This is a genomic window from Bradyrhizobium sp. G127, assembly GCF_021502575.1.
In the GTDB taxonomy this organism is placed as follows: domain Bacteria; phylum Pseudomonadota; class Alphaproteobacteria; order Rhizobiales; family Xanthobacteraceae; genus Afipia.
The window spans coordinates 971,817-992,420 of the sequence record NZ_JAKFGN010000001.1 but is presented as its reverse complement, the minus strand read 5'-3'; the positions used below and the strand labels follow the sequence as shown (position 1 = coordinate 992,420).

Sequence of the window (20,604 nt, the reverse complement as noted above, 5' to 3'; positions counted from 1 at the left end):
GTTACGCGACAACCTTCCCGCTTGATACAGCCCGATAGATGACAGCCCGAAATTTCCGCACCGCAATGTCCCGTCGCACCATCACCGCCGCCCTCTCAGGGCTTGTCGCGCTGATGGCGCTGTGCGCATGGAGCGATCCGGCCGCAGCGGATTTCCGTCTCTGCAACAATACGTCGAGCCGGGTCGGCATCGCGCTGGGTTACAAGGACAATGAAGGCTGGGTCACGGAGGGCTGGTGGAACGTCTCGTCCCGCGCCTGCGAAACCCTGCTGCGTGGCACGCTTGTCGCACGATACTATTATATCTATGCCATCGACTATGACCGCGGCGGTGAATGGTCGGGGCAGGCCTTCATGTGTTCGCGCGACAAGGAATTCACCATCAAGGGGACCGACGACTGTCTGGCGCGCGGCTTCGACCGCACCGGTTATTTCGAAGTCGATACCGGCGAGCAGCGCGCCTGGACCGTCCAGTTGACCGAATCCAACGAACAGAATCCACGCACGCCAGGATTGCCCGGCATGCCGAATGCGCCGGGAGCCGCACAACCAGGCGCAATTCCCGGCTCCGCTCCGGGAAATCCGAAATGAGACGTCTGCGCCGTATCAAAATTCTCGCCACGCTGGGACCCGCTTCGTCGGACAGCGCGACCATCCGCAAGCTGTTCGAAGCGGGCGCCGATGTGTTCCGCATCAACATGAGCCACACGCCGCATGACAAGATGCGCGAACTGGTCTCGACCATCCGCAACGTGGAAAGCAGCTATGGCCGCCCGATCGGCATTCTGGTCGATCTGCAGGGACCGAAACTGCGGCTTGGAAATTTCGCGGAAGGCGCGGTCGAACTCAGCAACGGCGCGATGTTCACGCTGGACAGCGATCCGGCGCCCGGAGACAAGACCCGCGTCCACCTTCCCCATCCGGAAATTCTCAAGGCCCTGCGCCCCGGTCACGCGCTGCTGATCGACGACGGCAAGCTGCGGCTGATTGCGGAAGAAACCACACCCGATCACGCGCTTGTACGCGTGGTCACCGGCGGACGCATGTCCGACCGCAAGGGAGTCAGTCTTCCCGATACCGACTTGCCGGTCTCGGCAATGACGCAGAAAGACCGCGCCGATCTGGAAGCCGCGCTCGAGACGGGTATCGACTGGGTCGCGCTGTCATTCGTGCAGCGCGCCGACGACGTCATCGAGGCCAAGAAACTGGTGCGCGGCCGCGCGTCGATCATGTCGAAGATCGAGAAACCGCAGGCAATCGATCGCCTCGCCGAAATCATGGAAGCATCGGACGCGCTGATGGTCGCGCGCGGCGACCTCGGCGTCGAACTTCCGGCCGAACGCGTGCCGGGACTGCAGAAGCAGATGACGCGCATGGCGCGGCGTGCGGGCAAGCCGGTCGTCATTGCGACCCAGATGCTGGAGTCGATGATCACCTCCCCGGTTCCGACCCGCGCGGAAGTCTCCGACGTCGCGACCGCCGTGTTCGAGGGCGCCGACGCCATCATGCTGTCGGCGGAATCCGCGGCCGGCAAATTCCCCGTCGAGGCGGTGCTGACCATGAACCGCATCGGCGAGGAGGTCGAACGCGACCCGACCTATCGCGGCGTGATCGGTGCACAGCGTCCAGACCCGGAGCCCACCGCAGGCGACGCCATCGCCGACGCCGCGCGCCAGATCGCCGAAACCCTCGATCTGTCCGCCATCATCTGCTGGACCAGTTCAGGTTCGACCGCATTGCGCGTTGCCCGCGAGCGGCCGAAGCCTCCGGTGGTCGCGATCACGCCGAGCGTTAACACCGGCCGCAAATTGTCGGTGGTGTGGGGCGTGCATTGTGTGATCGCCGAAGACGCCCACGATCAGGACGACATGATCGACCGTGCAGGCCGCATCGCGTTCCGCGACGGTTTCGCCAAGGCCGGCCAGCGGGTAATCATCGTCGCCGGCGTTCCGCTCGGAACGCCGGGCACCACCAATATGGTCCGCATCGCCTATGTCGGCCCGAACCGAGACGCCGACATCTGACAAACGGCCGGAACTTCAAAACAACGATCAGGCAGCCTTGTCGGCGGCCGTCATCGTCTCTTGAATGTCCCGCGCCGTAAGCGTGGCGTTTTCCGCCGCGCCCTGCGCAATCCGCAGCATCCGCTGGGCTTCGTCGCCATACTGCGTGAAGGCATTCTGCCAGAACTGGGCATAAGCCTGCTGGAGATCCTGCAACGAGCGGCAATCATGAATCGTCCGGAACAGCTGGATATCCTCGCGCAGCCGCGTGCCGACGAACTCGGACCATTCCTTGCCGATATTCTGCAAGGTGGTGCTGACCTGCGCGTTGAACTTCGCGGTTTCGGAGAACACGGTCCCGTTCAGCTCGCTCACCCGAGCGAGATCCGGAAACGGAATGGTTCCCGCCGCCTTGTTGAAACCGTTGTCACTGCCTGATGTGGTTGTCATTGTCCGACCTTCGTTCGCTGGAGCAAGAAAAGGACGCGTGCAACGACTGAACTTCACCACCGGTCGATGGCAGTAGTGTGATAGTCAGCGACTGTGGATGAAAGAAAAATCTTCCCTGCGACTCACGTGCGAACGAGTCCGACCGGCCTTTTGTCATTGCAGGAAGGTCAGTAACAATGACCCACCCGCGCGCGAAGCGATCCCGCTATTCGGCCGGTACCATGATCGCCACATCGCGCATAATATCGCGACGCTCGTATCGCACAACCAGCCAGCCGAACAGCAGCATATCCCCCAGCAACACAAACGATCCGATGCCGGCGAACGGTTCGCCGCCCTTGTTGCCGGCATGAAGCATGGCGACGCCGATGGTGAGGGAAACGGTGCCGATGATCCAGATGCACACCTGCATCAGCGCCGTGCGCGTGACTTCCAGCGACGGATGGAGACGATAGAAAATGCCAAACAGAAACAGGGATACCCAGCCCAGCAGGTTGAGGTGAGCATGGGCGGGCATGGCGGAGTGATCCTGCGAAATCGCCATCGCGATGCCCCATGACATCCCGACGAGCACTGCAATGACCGCGGCAAAAAAGCTTAAAGACGATGCCTTCATGAACATCTCCCGATCAAAAAATATGAGGAATCCGGCATAGGTCAGCCGGAGAGGCGCCGACCTATCAGCCGGCGTCATCAAGATCAATCTGAGTCGCCGCGATCATCGCCGAAATCGCTTGCACTTTTGCATCGATCAATCGGGTTCAACGCCTGCTTAGGGAGCAGGCGCGCCTCAAGAGCGATCACGCTTGCCCTCTGAAGAGAAGAGACCGGCGATGATCGCCCGATCAATCGGCGGTCCCCTTTGCCACGGATGACATCGCCTGCACCTTTGCCACCATCGCCTCAATCTCGGACACGACCACATCGGCCGCATAGACCTGTGGCATGTGACCGCCGTCCGGCAGCACCACAAGTTTGGTCTGCGGGACCGCCGCCGCGAATGGGCGTGAATGAATGTTTGTCGAGACGGTTTTGTCGGCGTCACCTGTCACGATGGTCACAGGGACTTCGATCGACGGATATTCCGGCGCTTGCTTCACCATTTCCGCCTTCAGCGTGGTGAGATCCCACGCATTGTTGAGGAATACACGCGGACGCAGCAGCGTGCGCACCGCGGCGGCATCGACATAGCCGTCCGGCATCGTCTGTGGGGCAAATACATAACGTGTGCCGCTGTCGACCAGCAACATGCCGAGCGGCAACATGATGGTATAGGCGAGCAGCGGACCAATCACCGGAACGGTTGCGAGCTTGTTGAAGGTTCCGACTCCGCCCGGCCACGGATACGCCACCGGTGACAGCATAACGATGCCCGCGACTCGCCCGGGCGTGTCCAGCGTCATCGCAGGCATCAGCGATCCGGCCCAAGAGTGACCGACGAAGATTGCGCGATCGATACCGAGTTTGCCCAGCGCCTCATCGATCATGCGGCCATGAATGGCAGGTGTGGAATCCTCGAGGCGGTCGCGCGTGCTCCATCCGTGGCCGGGGCGATCGATCAGGATGACGCGCCGATCCCTGGCCAGCCTGTCGCCGAGCGGCCGGCGCATCATCTCCAGACTTGAGCTCGCACCATGAACGAGGACGATCGGCAGACCGGGAGCGTAAGTCGGGCCGAGTTCCACGATGTGGAGACGTGCGCCCTTCACGTTGACGAATTTGCCCTGCGGTGGATAGGCGCGGTCCAGCGCATAGACGCCGACCTGCGTGACCAGCGCCAAGACAGCCAGCGCGATCGCTGCAACAACAACCAACATGAAAAATATCCGGGAGAATTTCCGCACAGCAGAAAAAAATACGGGCCACTGAAAGAAAAGTTTCGGTGAAAAATCCGGGACCGGCTTAACTCAGAAGTGTCCGGTTAGATATCCCGGCCTTCGACCTTTTCGGCCAGTGACTTCACAAGGTCGGGGACGCGTTCGAGATACGGATTGATGGCCAGCGCCCTGCGGAAGGCGTCCAGCGCATGCTTTTCGTCGCCGGTTTCCTGCATGATCATGCCGAGACCAGCTAGCGCGCCGAAATGGCGCGGCTCGCGAATCAGCACCTGCCGGATATCTTCCATCGACCGCCTGTAGTCATTCTGCAGGTAGTAGATCGTCGCACGCCGGTTCCACGCCTCGATGTAATCGGGGCGGAGCTTGATGACGGCATCGAGCAGCTTCAGCGCGACATCAGTGTCCTTGCCATCCAACGCGACCTTGGCTCGCGACATCAGCAACGCCGCCGTATCACTCGGCGTCGCGGTCCACAGCGCCCAGATCCGGGCCTCCACCGCCTTGGCGCTCTCCTGATCGGGCGCCGCTTTCAACGCGCCGAACAGAAAATCGAGATTCTTGGTCTTGTCGCCGGAGATGCGCGGCAGCTTGGCCGGCGCTTCGGGCAGTTTCTTCTGCTTGCCGGGCGGTGTGAGCTGGGGCGCCTGCGCGGCGGCCGGTGCTGCAGCCACTGATCCGAGTACGACGGCGCCTATCGCGAGCTTAAGAAAAAGCCCGGTTCGATTTGCCGTGGATGCCGACCGCAATGCCATACAGAAAGTCTAAACGTGGAAAGCGCCGCATGCAAAACACATGCGGCGTCAAACGGTCGTGATGTAGGGATTGTCCCGGTTCGCCGGCCGATCAGGCCGAACACATCATCATGCAGCGCGGGCTAAATTAGCCGCCAGCAATCAGCCCTGGCGCGCCTTGAAGCGGCGCTGAACCTTGTTGATGACGTAAACCCGGCCCTTCCGGCGGACCAGACGGTTGTTGCGGTGACGGCCGCGCAGGGACTTCAGCGAATTACGGACCTTCATGGGACAATGCTCTCTGGAAGGCCGCGTTGCAGGGCCGAGTGTGGAACCGTTTGGTTGATGGGCAATATCCCGCAGGCCAAGGCCGCGCGAGACAGGCGGTTTCTATGCCATCGAAGGCCCAAATGTCAATCCGGAGGAAGCTATTCCGGAGCCATCTCCCGGGTCAAAATGCCTCGAATGGAACCGATTTTCCGCCTTTCCGGGGCTCGAATCTGGCTCTAATCAACATTCAGGCACATTCGCACCACCGTTATTCTGCTTTATGGGTGCATGCGTTAAAGACGGCACTGGGGCCGCTTGCAAGACAGATGTGAACCATTGACCGTCGAAATGACCACAGAGCACCGGGCCGCCGCGAAGGCCGTCAAATTGTCCCGGTCCAGCCTAGCGAAGCCCGGAAGTCCCGGCCGCCTGCCATTGCCCTCGGGCGTTATCCTGAGCCGGATCGACTGGGGAGCGGCGCTTCCCATCGCCTTCTATCATCTGGTGGCGCTGCTCGCTGTCCTGCCTTGGACATTCAGCTGGACCGGCGTGATCGTCGCAATCGTCACCGCCCGGCTGACGGGATTGCTCGGCATCAACATTTGCTACCATCGCCTGCTCACTCATCGCGGCTTCAAATGTCCAAAGTGGTTCGAGCATGCGCTGGCGGTTATTGCGGTGTGCTGCGTGCAGGACACCCCCGCGCGCTGGGTCGCGGTGCACCGCCGGCATCACCAGTACGCCGACGAACAGCCCGATCCGCACAGCCCGCTGGTGAACTTCATCTGGGGCCATATCGGCTGGCTGGTGGTGAAGAACCCCGAACTGAACCGGCTCGGAATCTACGACCGCTACGCCAAGGACATCCTGCGCGATCCCTTTTACGTCGCGCTGGAACGCAACTGGCTTCAGCTCAAGATCATCCTCCTGCAATGGGCGGTGTTCTTCGGCGCCGGCTTCCTAGCCGAACTGGCGATGGGCGGCACGGCGATGCAGGCCGTGCAGTTCGGCACGAGCCTGCTGATCTGGGGCGTGTTCGTGCGCACGGTGTTTGTCTGGCACCAGACATGGGCCGTGAACTCCGTCACGCATCTGTGGGGCTACCGGAATTACCAGACCGATGAGGACAGCCGGAATAACGTCTTCATCGGCCTCTTGGCGCATGGCGAAGGCTGGCACAACAATCACCACGCCGACCCCCGTTCGGCGCGCCACGGTCATACGCGATGGGAATTCGATACAACCTGGCTGACCATCCGCCTGTTCGAGAAACTCGGGCTCGCCACCGATGTGATCGGCCCGAGCCCTCATGTCATGGCCAAAGCCGGCATCGCGACGGGGCAGGTCATCACGACCCACGGACCGGACGGCACTCCGACGCACTGATCGAAACGGGCGGAACGCCGGTGGCAACCAGCGTGCCACGCGCTCGCCGACTCAATCTTGTTGCGGCACGTTGGCGGTCTTCACCACTCCGGCCCACTTGCTGATTTCGGCATCGACGAATTTCGCGAACTCTGCACCCGCGAGCCTGCCGGGCTGAACGCCCTGCGTCGCGAATTTCTCCCGCGTCGCCGGTGCCGAAAGAATATCCTTCATTGCCGCGACAAGTTTCGTATAGGCCGCGTTGCCGTTGGCGGCAGGCATGTAAAGACCAAACCACGCCGTCGCCTCGAAGCCCTTCACACCGGACTCATCAAGCGTCGGCGCATTGGGTAGCGAAGCCGCGCGCTCCTTGCTGGTGACGGCCAGCACACGGATGTTCCCGGCGGTCGCGGCCGGCAGCACTGTCGGCAGCGTATCGAACATGATGGGGATATGGCCGCCGATCAGATCGTTCATCGCGGGCGCCGCGCCCTTATAAGGAATATGCACGATGTCGATGCCGGCCATCTGCTTGAATAATTCGCCGGACAGATGATTGGCCCCGCCGATGCCAGCCGAACCGAACGAGTATTTGCCGGGATCCTTCTTCGCCATCACGATCAGTTCGGCGACGGTCTTCGCCGGAAAATCCTTGTTGACCACCAGCGCGTTCGGCGCGCTCGCCACTACGGCGACCGGCGAGAAATCCTTCTTCGTATCGTAAGGCAGCTTGCGATACAGACTGGGATTGATGACATGATGGGTGGCGGTCAGCAGCAGCACGCTGCCGTCGTTCGACGACTTCGCCACCATTTCGGAACCGATCGTGCCCGACGCCCCAGGACGATTTTCCACAACGGTGGTGACGCCCAGCTTGTCGCCGAGATACTGCGCGACAAAGCGCGCGAGGATGTCGGTCGTGCCGCCTGCCGGGAACGGCACGATGATTTTCACGCTGTTGGGAAACGACTCATTGGCATTTGCGCCGACAACCGCTGCCGTCAGCGTGAACACGGAAAGGATGGCAGCAAGTATTCGCTTCATGATTTCAGCCTGACTTGATTTGTATGGCGGCCGTTCGCTCGCCAGAATGATTTCAATCGGGACGCCTCAGGGTTGGCGCAGCAACCTGGCGCGCTCGACCAGCGAACGCTCGGAGAGGTAGAATTCGCCGGCCCATTTCTGATACTCGGCGGGCGGCTTCTGCCATTCCGTCTGCCCCAGTGTGACCAGCAGCTTCTTGTATTCATCGCTGTCCGCCGCGGCCTTGAACGCCTGATAGAGCTTGTCGACGACGGCGGGCGGCATTCCCTTCGGGCCAACGAGTCCATAGGGCGCGGGATAGACCAGATCGTAGCCGAGACTTTTGGCCGTCGGCACGCCCGGCAGCGACGCCGCCGGCTGCGGATCGAACGACAGCAGCACGCGCATCTTGCCGGATTCGACATACGGAAGAATGGTCCCAATGGCGTCCACCGTCGCCATGGTATGACCGCCGAGAATGGCGGTAACGGCCTCGCTGCTGCCTTTGTATCCGATGTGGGTGATTTTCACGTCGGCCATGCCGGCAAGCGCTTCGGCCAGAAGATGCATGGTGGTGCCGGCGCCTGCTGTGGCCACCGTCAACTTGTCGGGATTCGTCTTGGCGTAGGCAACCAGATCGGCAGTGGTCTTGAACGGCGAGTCTGCATTCACCGCGAGGACAAAAGTGTAGCCGCCAAGACCGGTGATCCAGGTGAAGTCCGTGATCGGATCCCAGTCCACTTTCTGCATGTACGGATAACGCAGCAGGCCTGCCGTTGCGGCCGCGATGGTATATCCGTCCGGCGGCTCGGTTTTCGCCATGGTGGATGGCGCCAGTGTCGCGCCTGCGCCGGGCCTGTTCTCGACAATGATCGGCTGACCGAGATGCTTGGAAGCGAGTTCGCCGAGTTTGCGGAACGTGGTGTCCGTCGCGCCGCCTGCGGCGAATCCCACGAGCAGCTTGATCGGCCGCGAGGGATAGGCATCTTGCGCCTTGGCAAATTGAGGCACAGCCATCAGCGCCGCCGCGACCACTCCGTAACGCAATGCGGCTTTCAGCCAACTCATCATCATCTCCCTCAGTTCTGATCCGGACTTTTCTTGCAGTTTTCGTGCCCGGTTGTTGTCACGCTGTTTGTGGCAAAGCTCCTGATACGCTCCAGGATTTCCTGTTGTTCAGGGCATCGACATCGAAGCCTGCGAGTTGCTTGTAACGGCGCTCGACCTCCTGAAGTTCAGTCGCCGCGTCACCGTGCGCCCCGCGCCGCGCCATTGCGCTCACCCGCGCCATGACATCGCCCGCCTGCCGCCGATTCGCGAGTTGTACCTCGCTCGCAACAGGACGGCGATGCGTCTCATAGGCGCGGAGACCGTCGTCAATATTTGCGGCGTTCGCCACTTCATAGGCCAGCACGCGCGCATCGAGGATCGCCTGCGACGCGCCGTTGGAGCCGAAAGGATACATGGCGTGGGCGGCATCCCCGAGCAGCGCGCATCGTCCGAACACCCATCGCGGCAGCGGATCGATGTCGGCCATCGGATATTCGTAGGCTTCCGACGCCGACGCCACCAGACGATGAACATCGAGCCAGTCGAACCGGTAGTCCTTCACGAATGATGCAATGACATCCGTGGAAACCGGCATATTCCAGTTGCCGAGTTCGGCATCTGCTTTCGTCTGATCTTTTGGGCGAACCAATAACCAGTTAAGAACGCCGTCCGCGATCGGATAAACTACGACGCGCTGGGTTTCGTCGCCGATGATGACCATCGATCGTCCGGTCAGAAACGGCGCGGACGAGGTGACGCCGCGATACATCACCCAGCCGTTAGACGCGAGCGGCACTGGCGAACCATAGAGGCTGTTGCGCACCGGCGAGCGAATGCCGTCGGCGGCGATCAGAACGTCTGCGGAATATGAGACAGGACGTTCCGCGGCCTGATCGATGGCCTCGATCAGAATCTTGTGGGCTTGCGTGGCATCCACGCCGGTTACGCGTTGTGCAATCCGGATGGAGGAATCTCCCAGACGCCGCCTCACGGCATCGGCCAGAAGCCGCTGCAACGTGCCGCGATGAATGGAGTATTGCGGCCATTTGTACCCGGCATCGAGCCCGCGCGGCTCGGCCCAGATCAACCGGCCCGACGGATCGTAATAGGCCAGTTCCTTGGTCGGGATGCCGACGCTGTCGAGCGCGTCACCGAGACCGAGTTCGGTCAGTTCGCGAACCGCATGCGGCGGCAGGTTGATGCCGACGCCGACATCGCGAAGCTCGCGCGCCGCCTCGAGGACAAAGACGTCGTCGCGGCCGGCGGCGTGAAGACTCAACGCCGCCGTCAGTCCGCCAACCCCTGCCCCCACGATGGCAATCGACATCGCGTCCCGCTCCCGATCAGGCCGCAGCAGATGCCGCGACGGGAAACTCGACCATGGCCTCGCCGGTCGCGACCTTCTCGTCGTGCTGGTTCTTCACCAGAACATCGATCAGCACCCAGCGCGAGTTCTGCGTGATCTGCTTAGCCTTGATGATGCCGGTCGGCTGAATGGTGTCGCCCGGTTTCACCGGCTTGAGCCAGCGTGTTTCAAGACGGCGATGAATGGCGCCGGCCGGATAGGCCCAGTCCGTAAGCATGCGGGTGATGAGTCCGAAATTGTTCATGCCGTGCATGATGATGCCGCCGAAATTGGTCTTGCCGAAATTGCCCTTCATATAGTTGTCGTCAAGATGCAGCGGATTGTAGTCGAGCGATCCGTCGCAGAAGAGACGGATGGATTCGCGCGAGACCGCGAACTTCGGACCATCGATGGTATCGCCGACCGAGAGATTGTCGAATGTCGTCGTCATGTTCGGATTCCTCTCGCGTTACATCGGCCGGATGGTCTGGCCGCGGCCGGAACAGATCACATCGCCATGCTGATTGAAGAAGACGTTGTCGTGCACCACGAACAGTCGCTCGCGCTTGATAAACTTGTCGAGCGCGCGCGCCTGCAACGTAATGGTGTCGCCCGGGCGCGCCGGCTTGTTGTAGCTCCAGGATTGTCCCGCGTTAACCGTGCCCGGTGAGCGCATCCAGTCATCGGCGGGCGTGCAGGCGAACATCAGCAGAATGTGGATCGACGGCGGGGCGATCAGACCGCCGTAAGGCGTGGTCTTTGCATAGGCCTCGTCGAAATAGAGCGGGTGATCCTCGCCGACGGAACGACAGTACAGTTCGATCGCTTCCTTGGTCAGCAGATAGGGAATCGTTTTGCGTGGTTCGCCGGGGACGATGTCGTCCCAGACCTTTCGCAGATTGGCGTCTTTCCAGAAATCGGTTTCGAAGGCGGCTTGGGCTTGCGCCATGGCATTCTCTCATCTATCGTTCATCAGGCGAACTTTATAGCCGCCTTACGAACATTATGGTCCGGCCGTTCGAGCCTGACAAGACGGAAAAAACGAGGTTTTTAGAATGGCCAAGGATAGTGACAGTTTCGTGCGCGCGATCGCCCGGGGATTTTCCGTGGTTGAAGCGCTCGGCCGCCCGCCCGGACGGCACACACTGTCGGAAGCTGCGGCATTCGCAGGGCTCACACGCGCAACGGCGCGCCGCATGCTGGCGACGCTGGTTGCACTCAAGTATTGCGAGGCCGATGGCCGCTACTTCAGCCTGCGTCCTCGCGCGCTTGGCCTCGGATTGTCGTACCTCAACGCGCTGCCTTATTGGGGCTATGCGCAACGCGCGCTCGAAGACCTGCGCAACGAGATCGGAGAGTCCTGCGCGCTGGCGGTGCTCGACGAGACCGAGATCGTCTATGCGCTGCGCCTGCCAGCACGGCGCATTCTCTCCGCCAATCTCGGCATCGGCAGCCGCCTGCCCGCGCATGTGATCTCGTTGGGCCGCGTGCTGCTCGGGGCGCTTCCGCCGGAGAAACGCGCGGAGGTTCTTGCTGCTATCGACTACAAACAGATCACGCCACGCACAGTGACCTGCCCGATCAGGCTCGGTGAAGAACTCGCGCGCGTGGAGGCGCAAGGCTACGCCTGGATCGACGGCGAACTCGATCCCGCGATCTGCGGCATTGCCGTGCCAGTCCGGGATCAGGCCGGTCAGGTGGTGGCCGCCATCAGCATCAACACAATCTCCGGGACGGTGACCGAAACCGAGGCGAAGAAAAAGTTTCTGGTGGCATTGCAACGCACGGCGCAGGATATCCGCACGCAGACCGCGGCGAAAGGGTGAGACGATGCCCCGTAGGAGAGCCAATACGTCTCATTCCCGTCTTGTCGTCAGGTTTTACCGAACGCCTTGCGCAATTCGCCTTTCGCTGCCTCCAGTTTGCGCTTGCGCGCAGTCGAGAGATTCTTTCCGGCGCGGTTAATGTAGAACACCAGCATCGACATCGCAGATCGATAGGGATCGCTCTTGCGACGATGGCTGCGCTCTGCCGATCGCTTCAGCGACCTGGCGATGGCGGCCGGACTATCCTGCTTGAATACATCGTGCTTCAGATCCAGCGCATTGCTGGTCGCGGTGACGCGGCCAGACCATTTGCGAACCGGACGTTTTGCTGCCGTCTTGCGTCCGGATGCCGTTCTCCGGCTCTTCGTCGCGGACGATGTCTTTCGCGTTCGCCTTGCTGACGATTTGCGTACGGCCGTGGCCATGATAGGTCCTCCATCGACTCCAGACTGCCGACAGGACAAAGCATGAGCATCGAATCGGTTCGCGCGTTCTTCGCGAAAAATGCGCCCGAGATTTCCGTGATCGAATCCAACAAGAGTTCCGCCACCGTGGCGCTGGCCGCCGAAGCGTTTGACGTCACCCCCGCCGAAATTGCCAAGACGCTGTCGCTGCGCGTCGGCGATCGCGTGCTGCTGGTTGTGACCTGCGGCACTGCGCGGCTCGACAATAAAAAGGCGCGCGCCGCGTTCGGTGGCAAGCCACGCATGCTGAATGCTGAGGAAGCACTGGATGCCACAGGCCATCCGGTCGGCGGCATCTGTCCGTTTGGGCTGAAGACACCGCTGCCGGTGTATTGCGACATATCGCTGAAAGCTTTCAGCGAAGTCGTGCCCGCGGCCGGTTCGATCAACAGCGCGGTGCGCATTTCGCCCGCGCGCATGGCCGAATTGACCAGCGCCGAATGGGTGGATGTCAGCGAGTTGCCCGCATAAGGAGAACTACTCCACCTTGCCGATCTTTTTCACCGCAGCGATCAGGCGCGCGCTATCAGCCTCGACGAACTTCGCAAAGTCCGGCGCATCCAGATAAGCAACCGGGCTACCCGCCGTCTCGAAGGTCTTCACCACCTCCGGCGCGCGCACGGCTTCACCCATTGCCTCGCGCAGGCGCGTCATGATCGGTGCCGGCAACGCCCTCTGGGCGAACAGCCCGGCCCAGATGTAAAACTCAACATCTTTGTAGCCGAGTTCCTGGAAGGTCGGCACGTCCGGAAAACTCGCGACGCGCTTGGCGCCCCAGCCGGCCAGCACACGCATCTTGCCGTCATCGACCTGCGCACGCAGCGTTCCCGGCGCCGACGCGACTGCCTGCACCGTGCCGGTGAGCAATCCGGTGAGCGCAGGGCCTGCACCTCGAAACGGCACATGCAGCAGCTTGATGCCGGCGCTCGCGGCGAACATTTCCATCGCAATGTGCAGCGTGCCGTAGGGGCCGGACGAGCCGTAGGGAATTTGTCCCGGCCGCGCTTTCGCATCCTCGACGAAATCCTTCACGGTCTTCCAGGGCGCCGACGCTGGCACCGCCAGCATGGTCGGATCGGCAAGCACCCGCGCAATAGGTGCGAACTGCGACATTTCATAAGCGACGGGACGGTCGAACAGCCGGTCGGCCTCGGGTAATACCGCCAGCGAGGACAGCGTCATCAGCAGCGTGTAGCCGTCCGGCTCGGCGCGTGCGGCCGCTGCGTTACCGACCGAACCACCGCCACCACCGGCGCGATTGTCCACGATCACGGGCTTGCCGAGAATGCGCTCCAGCGCCAGTGCAACCGGACGCGCCGCAAGATCGGCCTGCCCGCCAGCCGGAAACGGGACGATCATGGTGATGTTGCGCGCGGGCCATGCCGCCTGCGCATTCGTGTTGCCGGACAGCGTCGTCAAGACAGCCTGCGACAGCGGCAACACCGCAGCCGCCTTCAAAAGCTCGCGCCGATTCATGGTGCCTCCCCTAGTCTTATTTTTATGAGGGAACGGTAGCACACACGATGGGATGCAGGAATGACGATCGGGCGGCCGGATTACTCCGGCAGTCCGATCAGATACGAGCCGCGTCAGGCCGCACGGATATTGGCGAGGAAGCGATCGACGTCACCGCGCAGCGTTGCGGCCTGCCCGCTGAGTTGCTCGGCTGAAGCGAGCACCTGCGTGGCTGCCGTGCCGGTCTCGCCAGCGGCGGCATTGACGCCGACGATGTTGCTGGAAACTTCACCGGTCCCCTGCGCGGCTTCCTGAACGTTACGGGCGATCTCCCGCGTCGCGGAGCCCTGCTCCTCAACCGCCGACGCAATCACAGTGGCGATCTCGTTGATCGATCCGATGGTGCCGCCGATGCTTTCGATGGCCTGCACCGCCTCGGCGGTGGCCTCCTGCATCGCGGCCACCTGCGCCGAGATATCTTCGGTGGCCTTGGCGGTCTGGCTGGCGAGCGACTTGACCTCGCTCGCGACCACCGCAAATCCACGGCCGGCTTCTCCCGCGCGCGCGGCTTCGATCGTGGCATTGAGCGCGAGAAGGTTGGTCTGGCTGGCGATGTCGCTGATCAGCTTGACCACAGCGCCGATCTTCTGCGCCGCCGCCGACAGACCCTGCACCGTGACGTTGGTGCGGTTTGCCTGCTCCACGGCCTGACCCGCGATCTTGGTGGATTCGGCAACCTGACGACCGATCTCGGACACCGAAGACGACAATTCCTCAGTCGCGGCTGCGACCGTCTGCACATTGGCGGAGGCCTGCTCCGCAACCGCGGCAACCGTCGTGGCCTGATGGCTGGTTTCCTCGGCAGTCGCAGACATACTCTGCGACGTCGCACGCATCTCCGTCGCCGCTCCGGTGAGCGTATCGAGCGATTGACGAACGCCCTGCTCGAAATCGTCGGCCATTTTCCTGAGAAGGTTTTTCTTCTCGGATTCGGACTGCACTTTCATCTCGTCCTGCTCGGCGCGCAGACGCGCGGCCTCAATCATGTTGTCCTTGAACACCTGCACCGACTGCGCCATCGCGCCGACTTCGTCGCGGCGATCCAATGCGGGCACCTCGGTGGAGGTGTCACCCTGGGAGATCTTGCGCATCGCCCCGGTCATATCGACGATGGGCCTGACGATACTGCGGCTCAGCAGAAGCGACATGCCTACAACCAGCAGCAATCCAATGCCGACCAGAGCACCGATGCGCTGCACCTGTGTCCAGAAGATCGCGTCGACGTCGTCGACATAGATTCCACCGGCGATGATCCATCCATAGGGCTTGAACTGTGTCGAATAGGAAATCTTCGGCACCGGCTGGTCGGAGCCGGGGCGCGGGAAACGGTAAGCGACAAATCCGCCACCTTTGTTACCCATCTCGATCAACTGACGGGTGTAGAAGACACCGTCGGAATCCGGAGAATTCGTCAGATCCTTGCCCTCGACTTTCGGGTTGGGATGGACCTGCACGGCGCTGTTCGAACCAAACGCAAGAAAATAATCTTCCTTGCCGAAGCGCAGCGTGCGCAGCAACTTCGATCCGCGCTCGAGCGTCTCGGCATCCGAAAGGCCGGCCTTGCGGGAAACTTCGTAGTTTTGTTCGACAGCCTGGCGCGCAAGCAGGACCAGATCCTGGAGCTTGGCTTTGCGGTCCTCTAGCAGATTATCCTTGAGCGCCGAGAGGCCGACACCGGCGACGCCAACGATACCCAGCGCCGAAAGCACCACCATCATCAGCAGCTTGGACGAAATCCGCAAATTCCCGAGCATCGTTAACCTTTCTGGTTTCAGCGATCGATAAACCGGCAGGCGCTTTGCGCCAGATCAATGGCTAACTTAAATTCATGAAACAGCTCCTAACGGGAGTCTGAATTGCAATTTGAATTGGTTGAGTATTCCGGCAATGGCGGACCACAATAGAGGCCCAATTTATAGGCGTTGGCGCTCCCGGATCAGGCGTGCTGGCATTGACAGGACCTAGATGAGTTGCGCCGGAGATTTGCCGATCGTGCCCCTCAAAGATGGACGTGTGAAATGAGAATCAAGGCCGTCGTATTCGACGCTTACGGCACACTCTATGATGTGCAGTCGGTTGCTGCCGTCACGAACCAGGCTTTTCCCGGCTATGGCGAGCTGATCACACAGATCTGGCGGCTGAAACAGCTTGAGTACACCTGGCTGCGCTCGCTGATGAACCGCTACGAGGACTTCTCGGTCATCACACGCGACTCGCTGACTTTCACACTCAACGTACTCGGGCTGACATTCAACGGAGCAGTCTTCGATCGCATTATGGACAAATACATCCATCTCGACCTTTACCCGGATGCGAAACAGGCGCTCACCGGACTGAAAGACCGCAAGCTCGCGATCCTCTCCAACGGCAGCACCGACATGCTGAATTCGCTGGTGCGCAATACTGGCCTCCACAGCATTCTCGACGCAACCATCAGCATCGACTCCACGAAGACCTTCAAACCGTCGCCGCGAACCTACGAACTGATTGAATCGAATCTCGACGTGAAACCGCATGAGGTGCTGTTCGTGTCGTCCAATCCGTTCGATGCCTGCGGCGCAAAAGCCTTTGGCCTGAATGTGGCATGGATCGAACGCGTGACGCCGCAAGCAATGGCTGCCGAGCTTGCGAAAGCCGATCTCGTGCGCCCGCTGTCGATGTTCAAGGCGTTGCGCATGCAGATGGACGAGTTCGGGATGGAACCCGACTTTCGAATCTCCGCACTTGCCGACCTGCCCAGGCTCATGACCGCGGACGCTTAGGGAATTCGGACGTTCGCATCCGCGGTTACTGTTGCAGAAAAGACTCGCCGTCCGGCTTTGCATCTCAGGCATGTCCTTTGGGAATCGCTGCGACTCGTGACTGGCACGATTGATGCTTCGCATTTCACCAAGGAGGTGATGTGATGCGATCAATCATTTTCTTGTTTCTGACGGTGGCGCTGCTGCTCACCCGCGTATGCTTCGCGCACGACGCCGATGGCAAACCGAACTGGATTGCCGAAGGCTCCTACAAAGGCCAGGACGGCGTCCACTGCTGCGGACCCAGTGATTGCGAACAGCTCAGCGCAGACGAGGTACAGGTCCGCCCCGACGGAATCTGGCTCACGCGATTCAAGGAGCTGGTTCCGTTCGAACAGGCGACGCCGAGCGAAGACGGCAGAACCTGGCGATGCCACAACCTTTCCGGCGAAAGGAGGTGCTTCTTCATGAAGTACGGCAATACATAATCAAAGCGATCGCGCGCGGCTGACATCCGCGCCGGTTGATGTATCTCCGGACATGCCCAATGCGTCCGGAGCGAGTGCTCAAATGCCGAGCGCGACACCATCCTTGCGATGGTCGGTGGCGCCGAGCAGGACACCGCGTTCATGATCGATCCAGATCGCCTGGCACCCGCCGATGGCTGCATCGGCCCATTTCAGATCATGTCCACGCGCGGCAAGCTCAGCGCCGATTTCTTTTCCAAACGTCGGTTCGACCGACAGCACGCCTTCAAAAGCGAACGAGCGCGGCGCCTCGGAGGCCGCCTGAATATCCATGCCGAGATCGAAGATGTTGGAAATGAAATTCGCGTGGCCGGTTGCCTGATAGTGCCCGCCCATCACGCCGAACGGCATCGCGCAGCGGCCGTTCTTCATCACCATGCCGGGAATGATGGTGTGCATCGGCCGCTTGTTCGGAGCGAGCGCATTGGGATGGCCGCGCTTGAGCCGGAAACCCCAGCCGCGGTTGTGCAGCAGCACGCCGGACTTCGGCGCATAGATGCCGCTGCCGAACGGCTGAAACAGCGAATTGATGAACGACACGGCGTTGAGATCACGGTCGACCACCGTGACGTAGACGGTGTCTTTGTGCTCGATGTCATCCCAGTCAACACTCGCGCTGGCGTGCGCCATGTCGATCTTGCTGCGGATCGCACCGATATAACTTTCAGACAAGAAGTGCGTGGCATCGCTCTTGCCGAAAGCGGGATCGCAGAAGAATGCGTCGCGCGCACGATACGCCGCCTTGGTCGCTTCCGCCAGCAGATGGACGCGGTCGGCTTCCGAGAGCGATTTGATGTCGTAGCCAGCCAATGTCCGCAGGATCATCAGCGCCGCGAGTCCTTGCCCGTTCGGCGGACATTCAAGAATGTCGTGGCCGCCATAGCTCGTGGAAATCGGCGTCACATCCTCCGGCGCGTTCGCGGCGAAATCCGCAACGGTGTGCACGCCGCTAAGGCCTTGCAGCACGCTGACGATTTCTTCCGCAACCTCGCCCTCGTAAAATGCGGCGCGCCCTTCGCGCGCGATGCGGCGCAGGGTTTTGCCGAGCGCGGGCTGATCGCGCCGCGCGCCAATCTCCGGCGCGACACCGCCGGGAAGATAATGCGCTTTCGCGGCGGGATTGCTTTCGAGTTTCGCACGGTTGCGCGACCAATCCGACGCGACGCGTGGCGTGATGCGAAAGCCGTTCTCTGCCGCATCGATGGCTGGCCTGAAAATTTCCTCCAGCGACTTGCTGCCGTACTTGGCCGACAGTTTGCACCACGCGTCAATTGCGCCGGGAATCGTGACGCCTTCGATCGAAGTCGGCGTCAGCGCCGTCACACCCCTTGCCATCGTCGTAGCCAGATCGGTCTTCGCGGGCGTGCGCCCGGAGCCGTTCAGCGCCACCGGCGTGCCGGCCTTCAGCGAGTAAATCACGAAGCAGTCGCCGCCGATGCCGGTCATCTGCGGCTCGACCACCCCCTGCATGGCAACGGCAGCAATGGCCGCATCCATCGCGTTGCCGCCGGCCTTCAGAATATCGAGCGCGGCGAGAGTCGCCTGCGGGTGCGAGGTCGCGGCCATACCGCGTTCGCCCACCGCGATGGAGCGGGACGGCGTGATGAAATTGCGCATTGAGGGAAACCTTCGAGGATGGAGACGCATCGTAAACGGACTTGTTGCATCGATCCAGTGCGGAACATCAACGTGATCGAGCCTCACCGGGTTGCCCGTTTGGTACGCCCCAGTTTGGCGGCGAGATAATCCGCCAGCACCTCGACGCGCGCAGGACGCGGACCGCCCGGGGGCATTACCAGATGCACCGCGCCCTCGGGCTGCTTCCAGTCCTTGAGGATCACTTCAAGCCGCCCGTCGGCGATAGCGTCGCCGACGATAAAATCCGGCAGGTCTGCGATGCCGAGCCCGGCCAACAGCGACGGCATGGTGGCTTCGCCGTTGTTGACGCGCAGTTGTCCGGACGGCCGCACCGTTGCCTGCTCGCCGGCCGCATTGACATAGTGCCAGACACCCGGCGTCGAGAGATACGCGTAGCCGAAGCACTTGTGCTGGGCGAGATGCATGGGATGTGTCGGCCGGCCGTATTTCTTCAGATAGGCCGGGGTTGCCACTGTGTAGCGCCGCATGCCGCATAGCCGGCGCGCCACCAGTGATGAATCCGGCAACCGCGCGATGCGGACACCGGCGTCGAAGCCCTCGCCGATCAGGTCGACGGTCGCATCGCTGAGATGAAGGTCGATGGAGACCTCGGGATAGGTGCCGAGGAACTCCGGCAATAGCGGGCCGATCACCTTCACGCCGAACGTCATCGGCACTGCCAGCCGCACCAGCCCGCGCGGCACGGCCGACTGGGCCAGCGCCTCATTCTCCGCCGCCTCACCGTCCATCAGAAGCTGTGCGGCACGCTCGGACAGCTTCTGGCCGGCATCGGTCAGTGCCAGTTGCCGCGAGGTTCGGTTGAACAGGCGCGCGCCGAGCCGCTCCTCAAGCCGGCTGACGGCCTTCGAGACCGTTGCTTTCGAAAGCGCCAGCTCGGTTGCAGCGCCTGCGAATGACCGCATTTCCACGACTTTGGCGAAGATCGCCAGCGCCTCGAAGTCCGGAAGTTTGGCCATCCGTACATCCCCTTGCATGTCACAAATAGAAACAATGAGTTTCGATAGTTTCTATTTATGCACGAGGTCGTACTGCTTATCCATAACGCCAACGACAATTTCCAATGTCGAAAACGAACAAAGGAACATCCCATGATCGAACTTCGACCTTTCAATAAGCTCGGCAGCGCTGATCACGGCTGGCTGAAGGCGAAGCACCACTTCTCTTTCGGCAGCTACAATAATCCCGCGAATATCAGCCACGGCAGCCTGCGCGTCTGGAATGACGACGAGATCGCGCCGAACACCGGTTTCCCTGCGCATCCCCATGCCAACATGGAAATCATCACCTATGTCCGCGAAGGCGCGATTACCCATCAGGACTCGCTCGGCAACGAGGGACGCACTGAAGCCGGCGACGTGCAGGTCATGAGTGCGGGGTCCGGCATCCGCCACTCTGAGTACAACCTCGAGCCGGTGACGACCAAGATCTTCCAGATCTGGATCGTGCCGACGCAAGCAGGCGGACAGCCGACCTGGGGCGCGAAGCCGTTTCCCAAGGCCAACCGCTCCGGCAAGTTCGTCACCATCGCCAGCGGCTTCAAGGCCGACAACGATGCGCTGCCGATCCGCGCCGATGCGCGCGTGCTGGCCACCACGCTGAAGGCCGGCGAGACCGCTGAATATGCCATCGGCGAGAAGCGCTACGGCTATCTCGTCCCGGCCACCGGCTCGGTGGAGATCAACGGCGTGCGTGTCAAGGCGCGTGACGGCGTCGCCGTGCAGAAAGAAGCGTCGGTGAAGATCACCGCGCTGGAAGACAGCGAACTCGTGCTGGTGGATGCGGCCTGACGCGACCACTT

General features: G+C 61.5%; 23 protein-coding genes. 8 read left to right on the top strand and 15 right to left on the bottom strand.

Annotated features, from left to right (window positions below; genetic code table 11):
• The first annotated feature begins 65 nt into the window (after positions 1 to 65).
• Positions 66 to 590 (top strand): DUF1036 domain-containing protein, encoded by a 525-nt coding sequence (locus tag LVY71_RS04800; RefSeq protein ID WP_235098600.1) that lies wholly within the window; start codon positions 66 to 68, stop codon positions 588 to 590.
• Positions 587 to 2,023, top strand: a complete 1,437-nt coding sequence (gene pyk, locus LVY71_RS04795) for a pyruvate kinase (protein WP_235098598.1) — start codon at positions 587 to 589, stop codon at positions 2,021 to 2,023. Before LVY71_RS04800 ends, pyk begins: the two co-directional genes overlap by 4 nt.
• Positions 2,024 to 2,050: 27 nt before the next feature.
• Here pyk and LVY71_RS04790 read toward each other — a convergent pair whose 3' ends face one another.
• The 5 genes from LVY71_RS04790 to ykgO all read right to left on the bottom strand — a co-directional run bounded on the left by LVY71_RS04790 (position 2,051) and on the right by ykgO (position 5,309).
• Complete coding sequence (locus LVY71_RS04790) at positions 2,051 to 2,452, bottom strand: phasin family protein (protein WP_235098597.1); 402 nt, start codon at positions 2,450 to 2,452, stop codon at positions 2,051 to 2,053.
• A gap of 205 nt (positions 2,453 to 2,657) precedes the next feature.
• Positions 2,658 to 3,068, bottom strand: coding sequence for a hypothetical protein (locus tag LVY71_RS04785; protein ID WP_235098594.1), 411 nt, complete (start codon positions 3,066 to 3,068; stop codon positions 2,658 to 2,660).
• Positions 3,069 to 3,297: 229 nt separating this feature from the next.
• On the bottom strand, positions 3,298 to 4,269 hold the full coding sequence (locus LVY71_RS04780; RefSeq protein ID WP_235098592.1) for an alpha/beta fold hydrolase: 972 nt from the start codon (positions 4,267 to 4,269) through the stop codon (positions 3,298 to 3,300).
• Between the two features lie 104 nt (positions 4,270 to 4,373).
• On the bottom strand, positions 4,374 to 5,042 hold the full coding sequence (locus LVY71_RS04775; RefSeq protein ID WP_235098590.1) for a tetratricopeptide repeat protein: 669 nt from the start codon (positions 5,040 to 5,042) through the stop codon (positions 4,374 to 4,376).
• A gap of 141 nt (positions 5,043 to 5,183) precedes the next feature.
• Positions 5,184 to 5,309, bottom strand: a complete 126-nt coding sequence (gene ykgO, locus LVY71_RS04770; RefSeq protein WP_002718645.1) for a type B 50S ribosomal protein L36 — start codon at positions 5,307 to 5,309, stop codon at positions 5,184 to 5,186.
• A gap of 330 nt (positions 5,310 to 5,639) precedes the next feature.
• On the opposite strand from ykgO, the gene LVY71_RS04765 reads away from it, so the two are divergent.
• A complete protein-coding gene (locus LVY71_RS04765; protein ID WP_235098588.1) occupies positions 5,640 to 6,677 on the top strand; it encodes an acyl-CoA desaturase in 1,038 nt (345 codons plus the stop codon).
• A 51-nt stretch (positions 6,678 to 6,728) separates the two neighbouring features.
• Here the strand turns inward: LVY71_RS04765 and LVY71_RS04760 are convergent, their stop codons facing one another.
• From LVY71_RS04760 to LVY71_RS04740, 5 genes are all read right to left on the bottom strand, one after another.
• Positions 6,729 to 7,700 carry a tripartite tricarboxylate transporter substrate binding protein gene (locus LVY71_RS04760; protein WP_235098586.1) on the bottom strand — a complete coding sequence of 324 codons (972 nt, stop codon included), beginning with the start codon at positions 7,698 to 7,700 and terminating at the stop codon, positions 6,729 to 6,731.
• Between the two features lie 66 nt (positions 7,701 to 7,766).
• The gene (locus LVY71_RS04755; RefSeq protein WP_235098584.1) at positions 7,767 to 8,747 is read right to left on the bottom strand and encodes a tripartite tricarboxylate transporter substrate binding protein; all 981 of its coding nucleotides are present in this window, start codon (positions 8,745 to 8,747) and stop codon (positions 7,767 to 7,769) included.
• A 58-nt stretch (positions 8,748 to 8,805) separates the two neighbouring features.
• Entirely contained in the window at positions 8,806 to 10,056 is a 1,251-nt protein-coding gene (locus tag LVY71_RS04750; protein WP_235098582.1) for an FAD-dependent monooxygenase, read from the bottom strand.
• A gap of 16 nt (positions 10,057 to 10,072) precedes the next feature.
• On the bottom strand, positions 10,073 to 10,525 hold the full coding sequence (locus LVY71_RS04745; protein ID WP_235098580.1) for a MaoC family dehydratase: 453 nt from the start codon (positions 10,523 to 10,525) through the stop codon (positions 10,073 to 10,075).
• Between the two features lie 18 nt (positions 10,526 to 10,543).
• The gene (locus LVY71_RS04740; RefSeq protein WP_235098578.1) at positions 10,544 to 11,023 is read right to left on the bottom strand and encodes a MaoC family dehydratase; all 480 of its coding nucleotides are present in this window, start codon (positions 11,021 to 11,023) and stop codon (positions 10,544 to 10,546) included.
• Positions 11,024 to 11,129: 106 nt separating this feature from the next.
• Here LVY71_RS04740 and LVY71_RS04735 point away from each other — a divergent pair, with 106 nt between their 5' ends.
• Positions 11,130 to 11,900, top strand: a complete 771-nt coding sequence (locus tag LVY71_RS04735) for an IclR family transcriptional regulator domain-containing protein (RefSeq protein ID WP_235098575.1) — start codon at positions 11,130 to 11,132, stop codon at positions 11,898 to 11,900.
• Between the two features lie 47 nt (positions 11,901 to 11,947).
• On the opposite strand, the gene LVY71_RS04730 is transcribed toward LVY71_RS04735, so the two are convergent.
• Positions 11,948 to 12,325: a DUF3175 domain-containing protein gene (locus LVY71_RS04730; protein WP_235098573.1), complete on the bottom strand. Its 378-nt coding sequence runs from the start codon at positions 12,323 to 12,325 to the stop codon at positions 11,948 to 11,950.
• 42 nt (positions 12,326 to 12,367) lie between these two features.
• On the opposite strand from LVY71_RS04730, the gene LVY71_RS04725 reads away from it, so the two are divergent.
• Positions 12,368 to 12,835, top strand: a complete 468-nt coding sequence (locus tag LVY71_RS04725) for a YbaK/EbsC family protein (protein ID WP_235098571.1) — start codon at positions 12,368 to 12,370, stop codon at positions 12,833 to 12,835.
• Between the two features lie 6 nt (positions 12,836 to 12,841).
• Here the strand turns inward: LVY71_RS04725 and LVY71_RS04720 are convergent, their stop codons facing one another.
• Both LVY71_RS04720 and LVY71_RS04715 read right to left on the bottom strand, forming a co-directional pair.
• Positions 12,842 to 13,840 (bottom strand): tripartite tricarboxylate transporter substrate binding protein, encoded by a 999-nt coding sequence (locus tag LVY71_RS04720; protein ID WP_235098569.1) that lies wholly within the window; start codon positions 13,838 to 13,840, stop codon positions 12,842 to 12,844.
• A gap of 113 nt (positions 13,841 to 13,953) precedes the next feature.
• Positions 13,954 to 15,633 carry a methyl-accepting chemotaxis protein gene (locus LVY71_RS04715; RefSeq protein ID WP_235098568.1) on the bottom strand — a complete coding sequence of 560 codons (1,680 nt, stop codon included), beginning with the start codon at positions 15,631 to 15,633 and terminating at the stop codon, positions 13,954 to 13,956.
• Positions 15,634 to 15,897: 264 nt separating this feature from the next.
• Between LVY71_RS04715 and LVY71_RS04710 the strand changes: the two genes are divergently transcribed.
• Entirely contained in the window at positions 15,898 to 16,641 is a 744-nt protein-coding gene (locus tag LVY71_RS04710) for a haloacid dehalogenase type II (protein ID WP_235098566.1), read from the top strand.
• A 143-nt stretch (positions 16,642 to 16,784) separates the two neighbouring features.
• Positions 16,785 to 17,108 (top strand): hypothetical protein, encoded by a 324-nt coding sequence (locus tag LVY71_RS04705; protein ID WP_235098563.1) that lies wholly within the window; start codon positions 16,785 to 16,787, stop codon positions 17,106 to 17,108.
• A 78-nt stretch (positions 17,109 to 17,186) separates the two neighbouring features.
• On the opposite strand, the gene LVY71_RS04700 is transcribed toward LVY71_RS04705, so the two are convergent.
• Complete coding sequence (locus LVY71_RS04700; RefSeq protein WP_235098561.1) at positions 17,187 to 18,764, bottom strand: gamma-glutamyltransferase family protein; 1,578 nt, start codon at positions 18,762 to 18,764, stop codon at positions 17,187 to 17,189.
• 83 nt (positions 18,765 to 18,847) lie between these two features.
• Entirely contained in the window at positions 18,848 to 19,762 is a 915-nt protein-coding gene (locus LVY71_RS04695; RefSeq protein WP_235098559.1) for a LysR family transcriptional regulator, read from the bottom strand.
• Between the two features lie 132 nt (positions 19,763 to 19,894).
• Here LVY71_RS04695 and LVY71_RS04690 point away from each other — a divergent pair, with 132 nt between their 5' ends.
• Complete coding sequence (locus LVY71_RS04690; protein WP_235098557.1) at positions 19,895 to 20,593, top strand: pirin family protein; 699 nt, start codon at positions 19,895 to 19,897, stop codon at positions 20,591 to 20,593.
• The last annotated feature ends 11 nt before the right edge of the window (positions 20,594 to 20,604 follow it).